The 17636-nt window shown below is 58.6% G+C and carries 13 protein-coding genes; 6 read left to right on the plus strand and 7 right to left on the minus strand.

Annotated features, from left to right (window positions below):
- Positions 1-7: 7 nt before the first annotated feature.
- The 4 genes from JNB91_RS04065 to JNB91_RS04080 form a co-directional block, all read right to left on the minus strand.
- Complete coding sequence (locus JNB91_RS04065) at positions 8-424, minus strand: EamA family transporter (RefSeq protein ID WP_220324231.1); 417 nt, start codon at positions 422-424, stop codon at positions 8-10.
- Positions 421-1758 (minus strand): FAD-binding oxidoreductase, encoded by a 1338-nt coding sequence (locus JNB91_RS04070; protein ID WP_220324232.1) that lies wholly within the window; start codon positions 1756-1758, stop codon positions 421-423. The genes JNB91_RS04065 and JNB91_RS04070 overlap by 4 nt, the downstream gene beginning before the upstream one ends.
- A complete protein-coding gene (locus JNB91_RS04075) occupies positions 1758-3197 on the minus strand; it encodes a UbiA family prenyltransferase (protein ID WP_220324233.1) in 1440 nt (479 codons plus the stop codon). The genes JNB91_RS04070 and JNB91_RS04075 overlap by 1 nt, the downstream gene beginning before the upstream one ends.
- Positions 3198-3636: 439 nt before the next feature.
- A complete protein-coding gene (locus JNB91_RS04080) occupies positions 3637-4695 on the minus strand; it encodes an endo-1,4-beta-xylanase (protein WP_220324234.1) in 1059 nt (352 codons plus the stop codon).
- A 216-nt stretch (positions 4696-4911) separates the two neighbouring features.
- Between JNB91_RS04080 and JNB91_RS04085 the strand changes: the two genes are divergently transcribed.
- The gene (locus JNB91_RS04085) at positions 4912-6168 is read left to right on the plus strand and encodes an O-antigen ligase family protein (protein WP_220324235.1); all 1257 of its coding nucleotides are present in this window, start codon (positions 4912-4914) and stop codon (positions 6166-6168) included.
- Between the two features lie 151 nt (positions 6169-6319).
- A complete protein-coding gene (locus tag JNB91_RS04090) occupies positions 6320-7312 on the plus strand; it encodes a glycosyltransferase family 2 protein (protein WP_220324236.1) in 993 nt (330 codons plus the stop codon).
- A 13-nt stretch (positions 7313-7325) separates the two neighbouring features.
- Here the strand turns inward: JNB91_RS04090 and JNB91_RS04095 are convergent, their stop codons facing one another.
- Positions 7326-8645: a lipopolysaccharide biosynthesis protein gene (locus JNB91_RS04095; protein ID WP_220324237.1), complete on the minus strand. Its 1320-nt coding sequence runs from the start codon at positions 8643-8645 to the stop codon at positions 7326-7328.
- 169 nt (positions 8646-8814) lie between these two features.
- On the opposite strand from JNB91_RS04095, the gene JNB91_RS04100 reads away from it, so the two are divergent.
- Positions 8815-9702, plus strand: coding sequence for a DUF6492 family protein (locus JNB91_RS04100; RefSeq protein ID WP_220324238.1), 888 nt, complete (start codon positions 8815-8817; stop codon positions 9700-9702).
- On the opposite strand, the gene JNB91_RS04105 is transcribed toward JNB91_RS04100, so the two are convergent.
- Positions 9699-10793: a glycosyltransferase gene (locus tag JNB91_RS04105; RefSeq protein ID WP_220324239.1), complete on the minus strand. Its 1095-nt coding sequence runs from the start codon at positions 10791-10793 to the stop codon at positions 9699-9701. The two genes, JNB91_RS04100 and JNB91_RS04105, sit on opposite strands and share 4 nt — an antisense overlap.
- A gap of 190 nt (positions 10794-10983) precedes the next feature.
- On the opposite strand from JNB91_RS04105, the gene JNB91_RS04110 reads away from it, so the two are divergent.
- A complete protein-coding gene (locus tag JNB91_RS04110) occupies positions 10984-12501 on the plus strand; it encodes a GumC family protein (RefSeq protein ID WP_220324240.1) in 1518 nt (505 codons plus the stop codon).
- 71 nt (positions 12502-12572) lie between these two features.
- On the opposite strand, the gene JNB91_RS04115 is transcribed toward JNB91_RS04110, so the two are convergent.
- Entirely contained in the window at positions 12573-13367 is a 795-nt protein-coding gene (locus JNB91_RS04115) for a WecB/TagA/CpsF family glycosyltransferase (protein ID WP_223218043.1), read from the minus strand.
- Between the two features lie 411 nt (positions 13368-13778).
- On the opposite strand from JNB91_RS04115, the gene JNB91_RS04120 reads away from it, so the two are divergent.
- Positions 13779-15218, plus strand: coding sequence for a TolC family outer membrane protein (locus tag JNB91_RS04120; protein ID WP_220324241.1), 1440 nt, complete (start codon positions 13779-13781; stop codon positions 15216-15218).
- A 324-nt stretch (positions 15219-15542) separates the two neighbouring features.
- Positions 15543-17636: Ig-like domain-containing protein (locus JNB91_RS04125; protein WP_220324242.1), on the plus strand; the 2094-nt coding region annotated here is incomplete at its 3' end.

The following is a 17636-nucleotide window of genomic DNA, read 5'->3' on the forward strand; positions in this document are numbered from 1 at the left end:
TGGTTGGTCAGGAGTTGACGCGCTCGATGGACGCTGTCTGTTCCGGTGTTTCCTTATGCCCGCTCTGCGCGATCAGCACTGTGCCGACGCAGATGAAGGCGATGCCTGCGATCTTCATGGCGCCCAGTTCCTCCTTGAACAGCAGCCAGGCCAGAACGGCGACGGCCACATAGGCAAGGCTGAGGAAGGGATAGGCGAAGGACAGATCGACCTTGGAGAGCACATAGAGATGCGACGCCATCGAGATGACGAAGGTGGTCAGCCCGAAGAAAACCCAGGGGTTGAAGACGATCTGAAAAATCCGCTGGATCATCGTGTCGGCAGAGAAACTCAGCGGACCGAGCGACAGCATGCCCTGTTTCAGCAGCAGCTGTGCCGCCGCGTTGGTCAGCACCGTGAAGAGGATAAACGGGATGTATTTCATGGGCGTCCTCGTGGGTGATCCGTGGCAAGCGCCGTACGGCGCCAGAAATCAGAGCAGAAACTTTCGTCCCGCAGCGTTTCCAACTGCGTCCATTGCGGAAAGCCGGTTTTGAACACGTCGGCACTCATGCGGCTGTCCTTGTACGGGTTGACCCGTCCGCCGGCATCGAGCGTCATGTGATCGAGACGCGTTAGCAGCTCAAGCGTCTTTTCGCCGTGATTGGGAAAATCCATCGTCAGCGTGTAGCCCGGACGCGGAAACGACATGAAACCTGGTGAAGGCACATCGCCAAAACGCTTCAACACTGTGAGGAAGGACGACAAACCGGCCTTGCGGCTTGCTTCCAGCATGGCCGGAATGACCGAACGCCCGGCTTCGAACGGAATGACGCTCTGATGCTGGAAGAGGCCCTTCGGCCCATAAAGCCGGTTCCAGTCTCCAACACCATCGAGCGGATAGAAGAACTTGCCGTAACCGGCCAAATGCGGTGCGGACTTCAGCCTGTTGACGTTGAAATAGGCCGTGTTGAACAGCCCGAGGCTCACCCGGTTCAGCGCCGAAAACGGCAGCTCGAACGGAACGCGGATCTTCGCCTTGACACCCTCGGTGCGGAAATTGCCGTTATCCGCATGATTGCCGGTAATCAGCACGCCACGTCCCGCCGATCTACCGGAGGCAAGCTGATCCAGCCAGGCGACGGAATATTCGTTTTCCCGGTCGGCATCGGCCGCAAGATCGAAATAGCCCTCGAGGCTGGAAAAGGCCGTCACCTTCTCGTCAATGTCGAGCGAGCCGACCTTCATGAGCTTTAGTCTGGCGGACAGAATAAGCCCCGTCAGCCCCAGCCCCCCGATCGTCGCCGAGAACAGGTCTGTATTCTCCGTCGCGCTGCAATGATGGATGTGGCCATCGGAACGCAGCAATTCGAAGCTTTCGACATGGCAGCCGAACGTTCCGCGAAGATGGTGGTTCTTGCCGTGAACGTCATTGGCGATCGAACCGCCGAGCGTGACGAAACGCGTCCCCGGCGTTACCGGCAGAAAGAACCCGTGCGGAGCGATATAGGCGACCAGCTCTTCCAGCGAGATGCCCGCCTGCGCCTCCACGACGCCTGTCTCGAGATCAAGGCCGAGCACGGCCTTCTGCTGACGCATCGGCACGAGCGAGCCTGCATCATTATGGCAGCTGTCGCCGTAGGATTTGCCGTTGCCGAAAGCCAGCAGACCCGACCGGCCGGCTGCACCTCCGCGCAGCACCTCAATCGCCTGTTCAAAGGCGATTGCCTGTCTGGCATGACGGCTGATGCGACCGAAACTGTCAAGGCTCGCCTGCATCACAGCACACTCGCTGCAACGAAGAGCATGACGCCGACTGCAATCACCAACTGGCTGCGCCAATCGGTTGCGATGAAGACGACCGGATCATCGTCCAGCTCCTTGCGATGCGCCAGGATCCAGATGCGGACATTGATATAGAGAACCATCGGCACCAACGGCCAGATCACCCAGGGCTCGCTATAAAGTGTGCGGATGTCTTCCGACTGGATATAGAGGGCTAGAACCATCGCGGCAGCAAATGCGGAAGAGACGCCGCTTTGGGCGACGATATGAATATCCTCCGGGCGATAACCGCGGCCGGCAATGCGGTCTCCGACGTCGGCCGTCGTGTGACGCAATTCGACATAGCGCTTCACCAACGCCAGAGACAGGAAGAAGAACAGGCCGAAAGCGATCAGCCAGAAGGACAGCGGCAGGTCTGTTGCCGCCTTGCCTCCAAGGATACGCAGGGCATAGAGACCGGCAAGGCAGAGGACGTCGATCAGCAGCATCCGCTTCAGGGCCAGGGAATAAGCAGTTGTCACCACCAGATAAAGAACGATGACCGCAGCGAACTGCAAAGGCAGCAGCGAGCAGATGGCCGCCGTCGCGACGAGAAGCAGCGCGGAAACCGTAAGGCCATAAGGAATGGAGATGGCGCCACTTGCGAAAGGCCGGTTCCGCTTCCTCGGGTGCTGGCGGTCGAGCGGCAGGTCGAGAATGTCGTTGATGATGTAGATGGCGGATGCCGAAAACGAAAACGCCACCATGGCCAGCGCTGTCGCGATGAAGGTCTCAGGCTGGAAGATCGTGTGCGCAAGTACCGGAGAGGCAAAAACCAGGAAATTCTTCAGCCACTGATGCACGCGCAGCATCTTGATATAAGTCTTGATATCAGAGCGCCTGGCATCAAAACGCATCGAGGAATGCGCTCTTTGATATCGATCAGCCGCAGCATCCGGCGCAACCACGATCGCACTGCGTGCAATCTCGAAAACCGCAATATCCGCACGGTCGTTACCGGCATAATCAAAGCCCTGCGGCCCGTAGAGTTCTGAAAGCAGCGCGGCTTTGCGGTGCGAAGCCAGATTGGTCTTTTCGTCCGTATGATAGACGGCGCTAAACAGGCCGAGATGTGCCGCCACGGCTTTCGCAAACGGCTCGGCGGCCGCCGTCACGAGAATGAGGTCGCGTCCGCGAACACGCTCTGCACGCAGGTAGGAAACGAAGTCCTCGCGATAAGGCAAATGGCTGGCATCCAGCGTGACCCGCCGCGCTATTTCCGTCTTCAGCCGCGCCTTGCCCGAAAGCAGCCAGACCGGCAGGAGAAATAGATAGAGGGGGTTCGCCCTGATGAGCTGGAACGCGCTTTCCCACAGAAGATCGGTGGAGATCAGCGTCCCGTCCAGATCGACCGCCAGAGGTATGTCAACGATGTTCTGTAAACGCACATTCATTGTCAAAATAATCCCTCAGCCAAAGTCGAAACGTCATGGCGTCCGGATCGAAAAAGCTTCGCTCAATCTGCTCGCCTGGCTTGGCTCGGCGGATTTCCGTTGGCATCTGACATTCAGCCACAACCAAACATTGCATCGCGGCTGATGGGAAAATATGCCGCAACCAAGAATGAGCAGTTAATAAGGCGGGATCTTGCTCCGGTTTGGAGCGAATTTTCCCTGACAATTTCGATTAGGGTTTAGAATTTGCTGGGAGGCGTTGCTAATGAAGCGTTACCTCGGCTCAAACAATTATTCGGGAAGATGCAGCTATAGTCGTAGCCTTGCGAAAATTCGCTCCGATTTACTACAGCTGGACCAATCGCAGACAGAACCGTCATAGGTTGAAGCATCATTTTTCGCGCATAGCGGGCAGGATTAAAGATCGGAGGTCTCTCGCCTATGCGCGAGCGGCAAAACGTTTGATCGCGTCCATCATTGGCTTGGTCTTGTAGTCGCGATCCAAAGGCAATGGACGGTTCAGGCGTCCGTCATCGCGGGTAAACCACGTGGGCACCCATGTATAGCGATCGGTAATCCCCCAGGTCAGGATCGCGGTCGGCGGGTTCGCATCGGAAATTGCCTCCAACAGATCCGTGACTCGTACTGCGATGACCTGATCGCGCTTTTTCTCGTCAGCGGGCAGGAGATTGTCGATAACATCGAGCTCCGTGACCAGCACATCGACATCCATCGCCTTGAGTTCGGCCACGAAGGACGACACGCCTTCCTTGTCTATTTCATACTGTCCCTTCAGGTGCCCCTGAAAGCCGACCGCATGGATCGGGGCGCCGCGATCACGAAGATCGCGCACGACACGCAGGAGCGCATTCCGCCGGTTCTCGTAATACTCGCCGACACATTCGATATCATATTCATTGATGACAAGCTGCGCCTGCGGATCTGCTTCTGCCGCCAGGCGAAGTGCCGTTTCGATATATCCCTTGCCCATGTTCTCAAGCCAGAGATTGGGCCTCAGATAGTCGGAGCCACGCGGGTCCTCTGCAATTGCCTCGTTGATGACATCCCAGCTCGGAATGCGTCCCTTATATTGCCCCACGACGGTATGGATGTGCTTGGTCATCGCCTTTTCAGCGGCCTCCGCGCCACGAATGGACGAGGTCCAGTCCGGCATCGCCCCGTGCCAGATCAGCGTGTGGCCGCGCATTTTCATGCCGTTCTGATCGGCGAAAGCGAGCAGCTTGTCACCTTCATAGAAATCGAACCGATCCTCCGAAGGCCTCACCACTACCCATTTCAGCCCACCCTCCGGGACCACCAGCTGGCAATGCTCGGCAAGGACTGTCCGATAATCATAGTCATCCACCAAAGCATCGCCGCGTACCGCCGAGCCATAGGGTATCCGTCGCGATGGTGCAGCGGCATGGGTCGCGGGAACCTGAAGCGCCGCATGCGCCGCTACGGCAAGGCCAACCTGAACGAAATCCCGTCTGCGCATGGATCTATCTCGCCTTGATCGGAGGAAGCTAGGAGCTGCATGAGACGCTAACTGGGCGACGTTATGATAATATTACCTTGGTTGACGAAGGTTATTTACCAGCGGTTAACATATCTCGGCTTCCTGTTGAAACGGACCGCGGTTTCGTCCAGCACCACAGGACCTATCAGCTTGAAACAAGCAGGGGAAATTTCCCGGCCAGGAATGTTGCCGGCCATGCGCGCCGACCCCGCCACATGGAGTTTCGGCTCCGTGATCTTGCTGCTGCTCTTTTGCTATTTCTGGATCGGCCTTTCGCCCTTTGCTCACTCGGATGGCAGGGGAGGCCTCCCTTCCACCGGCAACCTGCTAAACCAGATTTCCGTCGTAGTCCTGTTCACCACCGCCATTGCAAGCCTGTGGCGCAATCCGGGCAAGAGCGTATTTTTCAGTCCGCATCTCTTGCTAGCCCTGATCCTTGTCTGGTTCTCCTTCGCCTCCGTGTTTTCCTTTGATCCGGTAACGGCCTTTCGCAGGATCATCTACGCATTTCTCGTCTGCGGTTGCGCCAATGCCGCACTTTTGCTGCCGCGGGACAGCCGCGACTTTGCAAGGATCATCGCCACCTGCGCGACGCTGACCTTGCTGCTCAATTATTTCGCCGTGTTGGTCATACCCTCGGTCGGCGTCCATGGGGCCCATGAAGTCGAAGCGGCACTCGCCGGAGACTGGCGCGGGATTTTCGGGCACAAGAACGCCGCCGCTGCCGGCATGGCCTATTTGGCCCTCTTCGGTCTCTACCTGCGAAAAGCGTCCTATCCGAAGCTGGGATCTCTCATCGCGGTTCTATCCGCCATCTTTCTTCTGTTCGCTGGCGGCAAGACTGCAACAGCGATGCTTCCCGTCGTCCTGCTGCTGGGCTGGCTGTTCGAACACTGCAAACCATTGCGTGGTTTCATCACCGTCGGGCTGGTCATTGCGATGAACGTCATCCTCATCGAAGTCTCAAGCTCGCCGGCAATCGGTGCCATGGTGGCCGACCTCGGGATCGACGCGACCTTCACAGGGCGAAGCGCGATCTGGAGCTTTGCCCTTGCCCGCGTCTCCGAATCCCCGTTCATCGGTTATGGCTTTCAGTTGTTCTGGGGAAGCGAATTTCTTCGCAACATCACCACGGAATCCTGGGCCCACCTCGCCGCGCATTCGCATAACTCGTTCCTGGAAACACTTCTGAATGGCGGTTTCCCGGCCCTCATACTCATGGTCCTCTGGCTCCTCATCCTGCCGCTCAGGGATGCGGATGAAGCCTTTGCCACGCAGAACGATCCGAACCTGACGCGCCTGTTTCTCCGGATCTGGATTTTCTCGATCCTTCTGGCAGGCATGGAAAACCTCTTTTTCGTCAACAACGGCCCACTGTGGTTCACCATGCTCATCGCCGTGTTCGGCCTTAGATTGCAGGCGCTCGCCAGCCTTCAGTCTCGGCAGATGTGATGACGGTGTCGTTGATGCCATGTGATGTTAACTGAAAGCCGAACATAGATTTGTATTCACTGATCTCCTTTCGTATTGAAACACGTCGCCCCACGCGGCAGGCGCAAGGGCAGTGAACAGCACAAACGCGAACAGGACCGGAGAGCCAAGCGTGCAGGACGTTAGCAGAGCTTCCGTAGAGGCTGTCATTTGCATTCCGACCTTCCGCCGACCGGATGGCGTGGCGCGCACGCTCCAGTCGCTGCTGGCCCAGCAGGGTGACATGCGCTTCGCAATCATGGTTGTCGAGAATGATGCCGAAAATCCGGTGGGCGCCGTCTCCGCGCGCGAAACGCTTGATGGTTCCGATGTTCCGTCCGCCGTTGTGATCGAAGCTAGCCAGGGCAATTGCCACGCGATCAACCGGGCATTCACGGAAGCCCGCGAGCGTTTTCCGTCTGCAGATTACTTCCTGATGATCGACGATGACGAGATCGCAAGCCCCGACTGGCTGGCAAAGATGGTCTCGACGGCGCGCCGCACCGGAGCCAGGATCGTCGGTGGCCCGGTCATCCGTCAATTCGATGTGCCGGTATCGCCATCCGTCAGCCGGCACCCGCTTTACGGCTTCATCAATGGACCGACAAGGCAGGTTCCCGTCATTCACGGCACCGGAAACTGCCTCATTCACAGGGATGTCTTCGTCCGTCTGGAACCGGCCCTGTTCGACATCGCCTTCAACTTCCTCGGCGGCGGCGACATGGAATTCTTTGCCCGCTGCCGCGCAGCCGGCTTTACCTTCTGGTGGTGCGAGGAAGCGGTAATCCATGAAACGGTCGCGGCAGAACGCACGACGCCGAAATGGCTGATGCGCCGCTCGATCCGCACCGGCAGCATCAACTATGTCATCGACCGCAAGCGTATGGCCGCACCTGCCAGACTTCATGCCAAGAACCTTGTTTCGCTGGGCCTCAGCATCTTCAAGGCGATCGGGCTTCTGGCTCGGACAAAACGCCTTCTCCCGGCCACACATCCGGTATTGATGTCGATCGGTCGGGTCACCGCAAGCTTCGGCTTCCTTCCGGTGCCTTACAAGGCGAGCGAAATTCCGGCTGCCGAGCGTCAGCCGGCACTAAAGGCCGGACAGCACATCACCGAGAGCTGATTTTACCTGCAAGTCAGGCTGTCCGCTGTTTTGCCGGCTCCGGCGACCCATCGGCCGTCCGTGACGAACGCCTGATATCGTTCTGCGCCCGGAAAAGCGCGCGCCAGGCAAGAATTGCGATCAGGATTTCCAGCACATAGGTCGTCGCGATCACGCCGCTGACACTGGCGTAATAGGCAGCGGCAGCCACGAGCCCCGCACCCGCGATATTCGAGACATTGAGAATTTTTGCCCGCACATTCTGCAGGCTGGATGCACCGAGCGCTTCGAAAGCGGTGGCGCTGACCGCAATCGGGATCACCGCCCAGCACAGCGTCCGGGTCATCCAGGACAATGAAACATAGTCATGCCCGAACAGAAGCGGCAGCCATGGCGTGATGATCCAGATGAACAGGCCGGCTGCAATGCCGATCGCCGTCGTCAGAACCAGCATGCTTCTGGCGCGTGCCAGAACAGCCCCTACACCGCTCAAGGCTGCGGCGGCATAGCTCGGATAGACGATCCGGTTAAGCGCCTCGACCGCCATATAGGAAGCTTCCGTCAACCGGCGGGCAATCGAATAACTGCCGACGATTTCCGACCCAGCCACGGCGCTCAGGACAAGAATATCGGCATTGCTGCGCCCCGCCTTGAAGAAGAACTGGCTGGCGAACATGATGCCGATCGGCACCTCTTCGCGAACGATCCTGAATTTCGGCCGGCCCAACCGGCGTATCGCGATCAACGCAATCACCGCAACGACCGCATGCGCGGCGAAATTCCAGACAGCCCATTCCGCCACGGTGGTGATGTTGAAGACGAGGCAGCTGACGACCGCCGCCATCATGCGCAGCGCGGCGAACAGGAACTCGATCCTGTTGGCGACCGAAAAGCGCGAATGGGCGATATAGCTGTTCGTCGCGAGCCAGATGATCTTCAACAGGATGATATTGGTGAAAAGGATCAACGCCGTGGCGACAAGCGTTGTCAGCACGTCATCCGAGACGGGAAATATCAGCGGAATGGCGATCATTCCGGCAACCACCAGGACCGCGCCTGAAACGAGATTGAGAATATGCACATGCCCGAGCATGTCGGGATAGAAGCCCGGTTCCTGCGCAACTCGCCGGACCAGCGATTCCTGCGACCCTAGACCGCACACCTGTATGCCGAGATTGGTCAGCGCGGTGATCGTTGCATTCAGCGCGAACTGCTCATGGCCGAGATGACGCGCAAGCAGCGCGAAGGTCAAAAGCATGGTGACGCTCGATGCAAGCAGTGCCCCGCTCGATCCGACATAGGTACCGAGATGGCGGGCGAATTGCCGGAATTCGTGCTTGGACCTCAATCCCACTCGTTACCTCCAACCGGCGGCCTTTATGTCGTAAAAGCCTGCATGCCGGTGCGGCTGTCTATCCTTGGATATTCGCACCGGCCAGCACTATGCGCGAACGGGATTAACGGAGCCTTAGGTCGAACCTTGGCAGTCTGCATTCTGCTATGTCCGGAGCCATGATCATCGAATGACCGCCACCGTCAGTCTCGTTACGCCAACATATTCCCGCGACTTCGAGTCATGCCGTCTTCTGTGCGATTCGATCGATGCATACATTACCGGTTACGATCGGCATTATCTGCTCGTCGCCGATAGCGACCTTGAGCTTTTCTCGCAGCTTGGCAATGAAAAGCGGCTGGTGCTTCCCGATTCGGTGCTCTTGCCCGGCAAGCTATATCCATTGCCAGGCTTCCTGAAATGGAAGGGCCGTCAATACTATTGGGCCCCCGGCACGGGCCTTCCCGTTTATGGCTGGCATGTGCAGCAATTGCGGAAACTTGCGATGGCGCTGCTGCAATCCTGCGAGCGGGTCATGTGCATCGACAGCGACAATTGCTTCGTGCGCCCGTTCGACGTCGCAAGATTTGCCGGTGATCTTCTCTCGCCCCTTTATGTCGACCTGGGCGGAGTGAACGACACACGCCCGAACCACATCCTGTGGCAGAAAAATGCCTACCGCGTCATCGATACACCGGAGCCGCCTTTGCCCGGTGACGATTATATCGGCCAGATGATCGTCTGGGATCGCGAAAGCCTTAATACCGTCATGGACAGGATAGAGACCGTGACCGACCTGCCTTGGTGGAAGGCTCTGTGCAAGGCGCGCGATTTTTCCGAATACATCCTCTATGGCGTCGGCGTCGCCAGCAATCCATCCCTGATGGGCCGCCATCGCATTGTCGAGCAAAGCTTCTGCGCCACCTATTGGAGCGGACCCGCGCTTGACGAAAGGGGCATTGCAAACCTGATCGACAGCATGGGCAAGGATCAATATGCGATCGCCATACAGTCGCATACGCAGACCGACACCTCGCTGATCAGACGTGTGGCATTGACCCGTAATCTCTGGAGCTAGAGCCTTTCCGGGTTGAGTTGAGCCATTCTGTAGGCTGAGACGGAATCGATTTGGCCGATGATCGCATTCCAAAGCGAAGCGATCTCGGCATCCATGTCCAGCGGTTGCGGCAAGCGCCCGATCATGTCGCCAACAGCTTTCGCCATCGTCTCGACATCTGCATCATGCGGGCAAAGGACGATGTTTCCGTTGCGGATCAGCGCCTGAAACAGGCCATGATGCTCAAGCCCTGAAGGGTCAACCGGTGCGTTGGTGACGACGATCCGGCCACCGAGCGCTGCCGCAAGCACACTGCCACGCCGCGCGGTAAGCCCTTCTGAAAACCGGTAACAGAAGATATCGACCTCGCGGCAGGCCGCAAAGACGTCCTCGTCCGTGGCAAGATAACCCGTGACGATCACCCGATCGGCAAGTCCTAGCGCCTCGACCCGATTGCGGAAATCCTCTTCGACATTGTCCATGCCCTTGATGAACGAGCCGACAAAGGCGACTGCCACATCCTGTCCATCGTCAACAAGGGTTCGCGCGATTGCCAGAAGTTCGGCGCAGTTCTTTTTCGGATAGATAGATCCGAATTGACCGAGGATTGTCCGCCCGCCTGCACGGAGTTTGCGAATGGCAAGGGCGGCCGGCTCCGCCTGCTCTTTCCCGCTCGGCAAAAGATTCGGCGGAATTGGAATGATCGCTGTTCTCTTCCGGCCCACGGGATAGCGGCTCTCCAGCCATTCACGCCGAACCTCGGGCGCCGAGAAAAGAATGGCATCGGCAAACAGGATGACCGGCCAGAGGATTAACCGCCGTTTCCAGTCGAGGCTTGCCCACTCATGTAGAACGACGATCACTTCGGTGCGCTTCAGCTTCGCCAGGATGGCTGCCGCAAATGGCTCCACCAACCTTCTCTTCCAGGCAACGATGGGGAAATTGAAGACGACCGCATCGGCTTGCGCCAGATTTCGTGACAACCGCCCCAGATTTCCGTCCAGAATATCGCTGACGGCACGCGGCCCCAGTCTGACCGAGAGATTACGGGTAAATGCCTCCACACCACAGACGGTCGTGGCATCGGATCCAAGTACGAGATAACGCGTCAATGTCCGTGATCCATTCAATCCAGGAATTTCCCCAACCAGAACCGGTAACTCTTAAACTTCTGCGCCTAAACTGAGGAGCAAGGCGCCAATAACCGGCACCAGCCACCATCTTCTGCGGCATGGTTTACCGCTTATTAGCGTAGATAGAGTTTCATTGGCAGCGAAAGGCAGGTCCGGCCCCATGTATGCCATGTTAAGACCACCAAAATTTCTTCGACGGGACGCGGCTTCGAAAGAAGCCGGCGACACTGCGGGTAATGCTGTTTCCGCCCCCGGTCACCATTCTCTGCTTTCCTATCTCGGATCGGACGAAGAACCTCAGGCCGCCTCGTCGTCGGCAAGATCTGTGCAGCCGCCACCTGCGCCTGCACAGATGACATGGCCGGATATCAGTCCTGGCATGGTGCTCGGCTGGCTCTGGGCCGGCAGGTATCTTGTCCTCCTGTTCATCATTCTGGGCGCGCTTGCCGGATATGGCTTTGGGAATTTCTCCAAGCCGAAATTCACCGTAGGTTCGCAGATCTTTATCGATCCGACCAATTTGAGGGTCGTCGACGATGATATTTTCGCCTCCAACAACCAGCTCGACATGCAGATCTACGATGTCGAGAGCAAGTTGCGCATCCTGACATCGGCGAGCGTACTCAACAAAGTTATCGACGCGCTTCATCTGGATCAGGATCCGGAATTCCGTGACGAGGGATCCGGCGTATCCCAGTCCGCACGGCTCGATGCGCTGCGCGCGCTCGAAAAACATATCCTCGCGAGGCGCGAGGAAAATTCCTTCGTCGTCAATCTCGATGTCTCAAGTGAGTCCGCTCCCAAGGCGCTGGAAATCGCCAATTCCATCATCGAAAATTTCCAGGACGAACTGATGAAGGCGCAGGCGGATAATGCCGGCCGGGCCGCGACGGAACTGTTCTCACGGCTCGATGCATTGAAGAACGAAGTTTCGGTCGCCGATGAAGCCGTACAGAAATTCAAGCGCGAGCATAACATACTGTCCTCCTCCGGCGAACTCGTCAGCAGCATCGTTGCGAACCAGACCAATACACAGCTCGTCGACGCTCAGGCCCGTACCATCCGGGCGCGAAGCCGCTATCAGGAACTTTCGACGGGTAGCCCGGACAATCGCCTCGACAGCGCCTCGATCGATTCCCAGACGATGACGGCGCTGCGGACCCAATATGCTGCCGTGAAGCGGGAACTCGACGCACAATCCGCTGTCTTCGGCGCAAGGCATCCGCGGATTTCCGCCATGCGGCCGCAGCTGGAAGCGATCCAGGCCCAGATCGCGGCTGAGCAGAGCCGCATCCTCACCGCAGCCAGATCAGAACTGGCACAGGCCGAAGCCGCTTTGATGGCGCAGCAGAACCAGGCGAACACGATGAAATCCGTCGTCTTTGGCGACAATGAAGCTCTCGTGCAGCTGCGTCAGCTGGAACGTGAGGCGGAATCGAAGTCCGCCGTCTACCAGGCGTTCATGGGGCGCGCCAAACAGATCGCCGAACGCCAGCAGATCAACACGACCAATGTCAGGGTGATCTCGCCGCCGACCATTCCAAAGACCCGCAGCTATCCTCCCCGCACGCTTTATCTGACGGCAGGAGGCCTGTTCGGCGGCTTCGTTCTGGGCTGCTGTATTGCTCTTGCTCTCGGGTTCCTGAGCCTGATCTCGATGCGGCCGAGCGACAGGCAACGCGCCTGAACCTCAAACCCGAAACGGCGCCTCAAGGGGCGCCGACTCAACTCTATCTGTCGTTTGAAACATAGAAGCCTTTATCGCGAGTAACGCAGCAATGCGTAGACTGCGACGGGATTTGTCAGCATGTAGCGAAGCGTCAGGCGCCTTGGCTCGTTATACATCCGATATGCCCATTCCAGCCCGCGGCGCTGCATCCACATCGGCGCGCGCGGGTTCTTGCCCGACAGGAAGTCGAACAATCCGCCCGAGGTCTTGATCACGCCAACGCCACGCAGCTTTTCGAGATTACGGCTGACGAATTTCTGTTCGGACGGAAAGCCGAGGCCGATCCAGAGGATATCCGGACGCTTGGCGCGGATATCGGAAACGATTGCCTCTTCCTCTTCCGGCCTGAAATAGCCGTTACGACGCCCCACGAAGCGCAGGCGCGGATAGAGCTTGCACATCGCGACCACCGCCTTGGCGTTGATCTCTTCGCTTGCGCCAAGGAAATAGAAGGTGACGTTCTCATCCTGTGCCCGCTCGGCAACCGCATGAACGAGATCGGTTGTCGCCACTCGCTCGGGTAATGCAGTCTGGCAGAGAAATTTCGAGCAATGAACCATGGGCATGCCATCGGCGTGGATTTGATCCGCCTTGAGCATGAGGTTCATGAATTCGGGATCTCGAACACACATGGCCAGAACCTGGCCGTTGGCGGAGGTCGAATAAAAGGGAAGGTTGTTCTGCCCGCGGGCGCGAAGAGCCTGGTCGATAAAGCCTGAAGCCGCCTCGGCCATCGTCGAGCGCACGATCGGCAGACCGCCCAGCACCACATGGGGCCAGTCCGCCATCCCGGAAACATTCATGTCGTCCGCTTCAAGGGCCATCGAGAGCAAAACAAAGGATCCGTTACGTTACAAAGACATCCTGTCCCTGGAGTGATGGAACACGAGAGAGGCGTCCCATTCAAATACAATTCAGGAAGATGGTTACGATATATTTCCGAAAATATACTCAACACTTAATTATATTTTACTAAAATTAAATCATTGATGGAAATCGCTGCTTAAGCCCATTGCATCCTTCGCATCGGCTCTCAACCTGTCGATCAACACGGCAAAACCGGCGACGTTGGTGTGGCGCAATCACAAACGGCAGTCAAGACGATTCAACTCAGGTTTGCAGCATCTCACGAATCACTTATATATCTAGCGAATCTAAGTGCTTGGGAGCGTTTCTCCAGCCAGTGGTGTCGCGTAGGCCGGTTCAGCTTTCGATCTTCGGTCTATGGAGACTAGATGCGTTCAGGTCGCACCATCAAACTTGGCCTCTTGATTGCGGCTGCCATCATCCAGACAGCGTGCAGCCAGACATCGCACCGGAATGCCGTTCAGCGACAGCAGGCGGCAAAGGCACAGACGCTTGCTCCATCCCCGACGAAACCCTCGCCCGAAGTGACGGGATCAATAGCGGCCCCTGCGCCAGTCACCGACATTGAAAGCGCAGTCCGCCGTGTTGTCAGCTGGCACCCCTCGATCCAGGAAGCGACCGGCCGTATCAGGCAGCAGAACGAATTGATTGCCGACGCACGATCGGGATATCGACCGTCGGTCGGCGGTGGCCTCGATCTTGCCGCGCAGAAAGGCGACCGGGGCGACTGGGCGCCGAAATTTAACGTCACCGCCAGCCAGATGATCTACGACTTCGGCAAGGTCTCTGGTCGGGTCGAAGCGGAATCCGCCATTTCCGACGTCCGCCGGGCGGAATTTCTCGCCACGGTCGATGATTTGATCCGCGAAACGGTACTGGCCTCCGTAGAGGTCATGCGCAATGCAAGACTTGCAGCCATAGCAAGGGAACAGGTCAACGATGTCTCGGCCATCGCCGAACTGGTAGATGCGAGAACCGATCGCGGCGCCAGCACGCGTTCGGACAAGTTGCAGGCGCAGGCCCGTATCCAGGCAGCACAGTCGACCGCGCTGGAGATCAATGCGGAAAAGCAGCGCTGGGAGGGCTCGTTGAACTCGCTGCTTGGCCAGGTCAGCGCGGCCAAGCTGCGCCCGTCCTTCCCCTCGTCCCTCAACAAGGCCTGCGCCGGCCCCGAACCCGTGTGGGAATCCGTTCCGACCGTTGTGGCCGCCAAATCCCGCAAGCGGGAAGCGGATGCGCGCGTCAAGCTGGCCCGTGCCGACATGCTACCCACGATCGCGCTGGAAGGCACGACCCGGATGAAGACATGGGGTGACGGCGATAGCGATTATATGATCGGCGTGACCGTTAAAGGAGATCTCTACAACGGAGGTTCCTTCAGGGCTCGCCAGAACGCCGCCCGATATGGCGCGCAGGCCTCCGATGCCGCCATCGCGGTTGGCAGGTATGACGCCCAGAGATCATGGATCCAGTCGGCTTCCCAGGTCACCAGCCTGAGCACGCTTCTGAAATCACTCGGATCACGGCAGACAATGATGCGCGAAACGCGGGATCTGTATCAAAAACAGTTTCTCGACCTCGGCACCCGCACGCTGCTCGACGTATTGAACGCCGATCAGGAACTGCATTCTGCACGTTTCGATGAGGTCAACACGCGGTTTGACCTCTACAAGCTGAACGTCGAATGCGCCTATGCAGCCGGCAGGCTTCGTGACGCTTTTGGACTATCCTCACGCGCCTCCCCTCCTTCTCCGGAAGAGATCTCGGCGGATGCTCAAAAGATGCAGCTCCGGGCACCCCGCACCTGAATTCAGATCCGGTTTTCCACAGCAGCACGGCAAAAGCATATCGGGATGAAGCGTCCGAGTGACGTCTTCGTCGCAACCTGGGACGGCAACGCTTCATTTCGGTTCGCCCGTTTACGCTTCCTTAAGCCACAAAGACAAACATAAGCGACATCTAATTGAAGATTGCATGAATTACAGCAACTTCATTCAGGTGTGCTGCTAACGACATCCAACGAGCCACGTCAGCCCTGACCGGTGACGAGGAACGGGAGGACTCGCTTTCAAGGCGGGGGGGCAGAGCACCAGAAAAGGGCATGATGCCCGGCGCCTCACAGGGAGAGTCAGATGGTCGCTGTAATACTGGACAAGACAAGCGGACAGACAACAACCGTAAACGGCAACGATATCGTCCTTTCCAAGCCAAGCACCGTCAAGCTTTCCCTATCTCCAGACCAGATTGCCGCAACCACCCGCGCCGGGAATGACCTACTCATCGATGTCCGCAACGGACCCGATATCCGGATCGAGAATTTTTACACTGGCGATGGCGCTGAGCGCAGCGAACTCGTGCTCGAAGATTCCTCAGGCAATGTCTGGCAGGGCGAATATACGGATGAACTTGCGAATTTCGAATTTGTGGACGGCGCTCCGATCGACCAGCTGGCAGGCGCAGGTGCGGCAGCCGGAGCAGGCGGTGCCGGATCGATACTAGGCCTCGCAGCCGCCCTGGGTCTCGGTGCCGCAGCTGTCGGCATCGGATCAAGCTCGGGTGGAAGCGACTCCGATGACAGCGATGCGGATGCTGATTCCGATGCGGACGCTGACGCAGACGCCGATGCGGACGCTGATGCGGATGCGGATGCGGATGCCGACGCGGATGCAGATGCCGATGCCGATGCGGACTCGGATTCCGATTCAGATACCGAGGCACCCGCAGCACCGACCAATCTTTCGGTCAACGACACAGGAACGACCCTGACGGGACGCGGAGAGCCGGGCGCGGAAGTAATCGTGACCAATGCGGCCGGTGTAGTTGTCGGCACGGGCATCGTTGGCGCAAATGGCTCGTTCAGCATCACGCTCAATCCTGCCCAGGTAGACGGTGGCGAATTGGATGTCGTTCTGGAGGATGCCGCAGGCAACACCTCCGATCCCGGCACAACGCCGTCCCCGGACCTCACCGCACCCGACGCGCCAACCAATCTTGCGATCGGTGATGATGGCGCAGTCCTGACCGGTCGCGGCGAACCGGGAACGACGGTGACGGTCAGGGATGCCGATGGTGTAACCGTCGGCACCGGAACAGTCGGCGCGAACGGCACCTTCACGATTGAACTGGATCCCGCGCAGAACAACGGCGGTGAACTAGAAGTCACCCTCAAGGATGCAGCCGGAAACGCGTCTCAACCGGGCGCGGTCGATGTCGACGACACCCTGCCCCCTTCGGCACCGACCAATCTCGGCGTCAATGGCAGCGGCACAGTGATCACCGGGCGCGGCGAGCCCGGCACAACGGTGACCGTGACCAACGCTGATGGCGATCCGGTCGGCACCGGCACGGTCGGCGCCAACGGCACATTCACGATCAATCTCAACCCGGCTCAACTCGATGGCGGCGCACTTGAGGTCGTACTGACGGATGGCGCCGGCAATGCGTCTGACCCGGGCACCGTACTGTCGCCCGATCCCGACGCACCGCCAGCTCCGACCGATTTGAGCGTCAACGGTTCCGGCACGATTTTGACCGGCGAGGGGCAGTCCGGCGCACAGATCAGGGTTACCAATGCCAGCGGCCAGATCATCGGCACGGCGACGGTCGCCAATGACGGCACGTTCACCGTTACGCTTGCCCCGGCCCAGATCGACGGTGGTGAACTGCGCGTGGTTCAGAGCGACGACAACGGCACGTCGCAGCCCGGCGTGATTTCGTCTCCCGACTTGATCGATCCGGCCGCCCCGACCAATCTCGATGTCAACGATGCGGGCACCACCCTCACCGGCCGCGGCGAACCGGGCACAACGGTAATCGTCACCAATGCGGCTGGCGACGAGATCGGTACGGCAACGGTTCGCCCGAACGGCACCTTCACCGTCACGCTTAACCCCACCCAGACGGATGGCGGCACGCTCGAAGTGGTGCTGACGGACGCGGCTGGCAACGCATCCCTGCCGGGAACGACCGAAGCCCCGGATCTCAGCGGACCTTCTGCCCCCACCAACCTGAGCATCAGCGAGGATGGTGCAGTCCTGACCGGACGCGGAGAGCCGGGCGCAAAGATTACGGTAACGGATGCCGATGGCGTCGTGGTCGGCACGGTAAGCGTCGGCCCGACTGGCAATTTCAGCATTCCGCTCAACCCCGCCCAGACCGATGGCCGCGATCTTCAGGTTATCGCGGAAGATGCCTCGGGCAATGACTCACCCCCGGCAACCATCCCC

The sequence above is a fragment of the Aliirhizobium wenxiniae genome (assembly GCF_019511445.1).
In the GTDB taxonomy this organism is placed as follows: Bacteria; Pseudomonadota; Alphaproteobacteria; order Rhizobiales; family Rhizobiaceae; genus Neorhizobium; species Neorhizobium wenxiniae_A.

Excerpts from the sequence above, each read along its gene's own strand:
- JNB91_RS04065 (WP_220324231.1), bottom strand. The coding sequence starts at position 424 with ATGAAATACATCCCGTTTATCCTCTTCACGGTGCTGACCAACGCGGCG.
- JNB91_RS04070 (WP_220324232.1), bottom strand. The coding sequence starts at position 1,758 with ATGCAGGCGAGCCTTGACAGTTTCGGTCGCATCAGCCGTCATGCCAGA.
- JNB91_RS04075 (WP_220324233.1), bottom strand. The coding sequence starts at position 3,197 with ATGAATGTGCGTTTACAGAACATCGTTGACATACCTCTGGCGGTCGAT.
- JNB91_RS04080 (WP_220324234.1), bottom strand. The coding sequence starts at position 4,695 with ATGCGCAGACGGGATTTCGTTCAGGTTGGCCTTGCCGTAGCGGCGCAT.
- JNB91_RS04085 (WP_220324235.1), top strand. The coding sequence starts at position 4,912 with ATGCGCGCCGACCCCGCCACATGGAGTTTCGGCTCCGTGATCTTGCTG.
- JNB91_RS04100 (WP_220324238.1), top strand. The coding sequence starts at position 8,815 with ATGACCGCCACCGTCAGTCTCGTTACGCCAACATATTCCCGCGACTTC.
- JNB91_RS04110 (WP_220324240.1), top strand. The coding sequence starts at position 10,984 with ATGTTAAGACCACCAAAATTTCTTCGACGGGACGCGGCTTCGAAAGAA.
- JNB91_RS04115 (WP_223218043.1), bottom strand. The coding sequence starts at position 13,367 with ATGGCCCTTGAAGCGGACGACATGAATGTTTCCGGGATGGCGGACTGG.
- JNB91_RS04120 (WP_220324241.1), top strand. The coding sequence starts at position 13,779 with ATGCGTTCAGGTCGCACCATCAAACTTGGCCTCTTGATTGCGGCTGCC.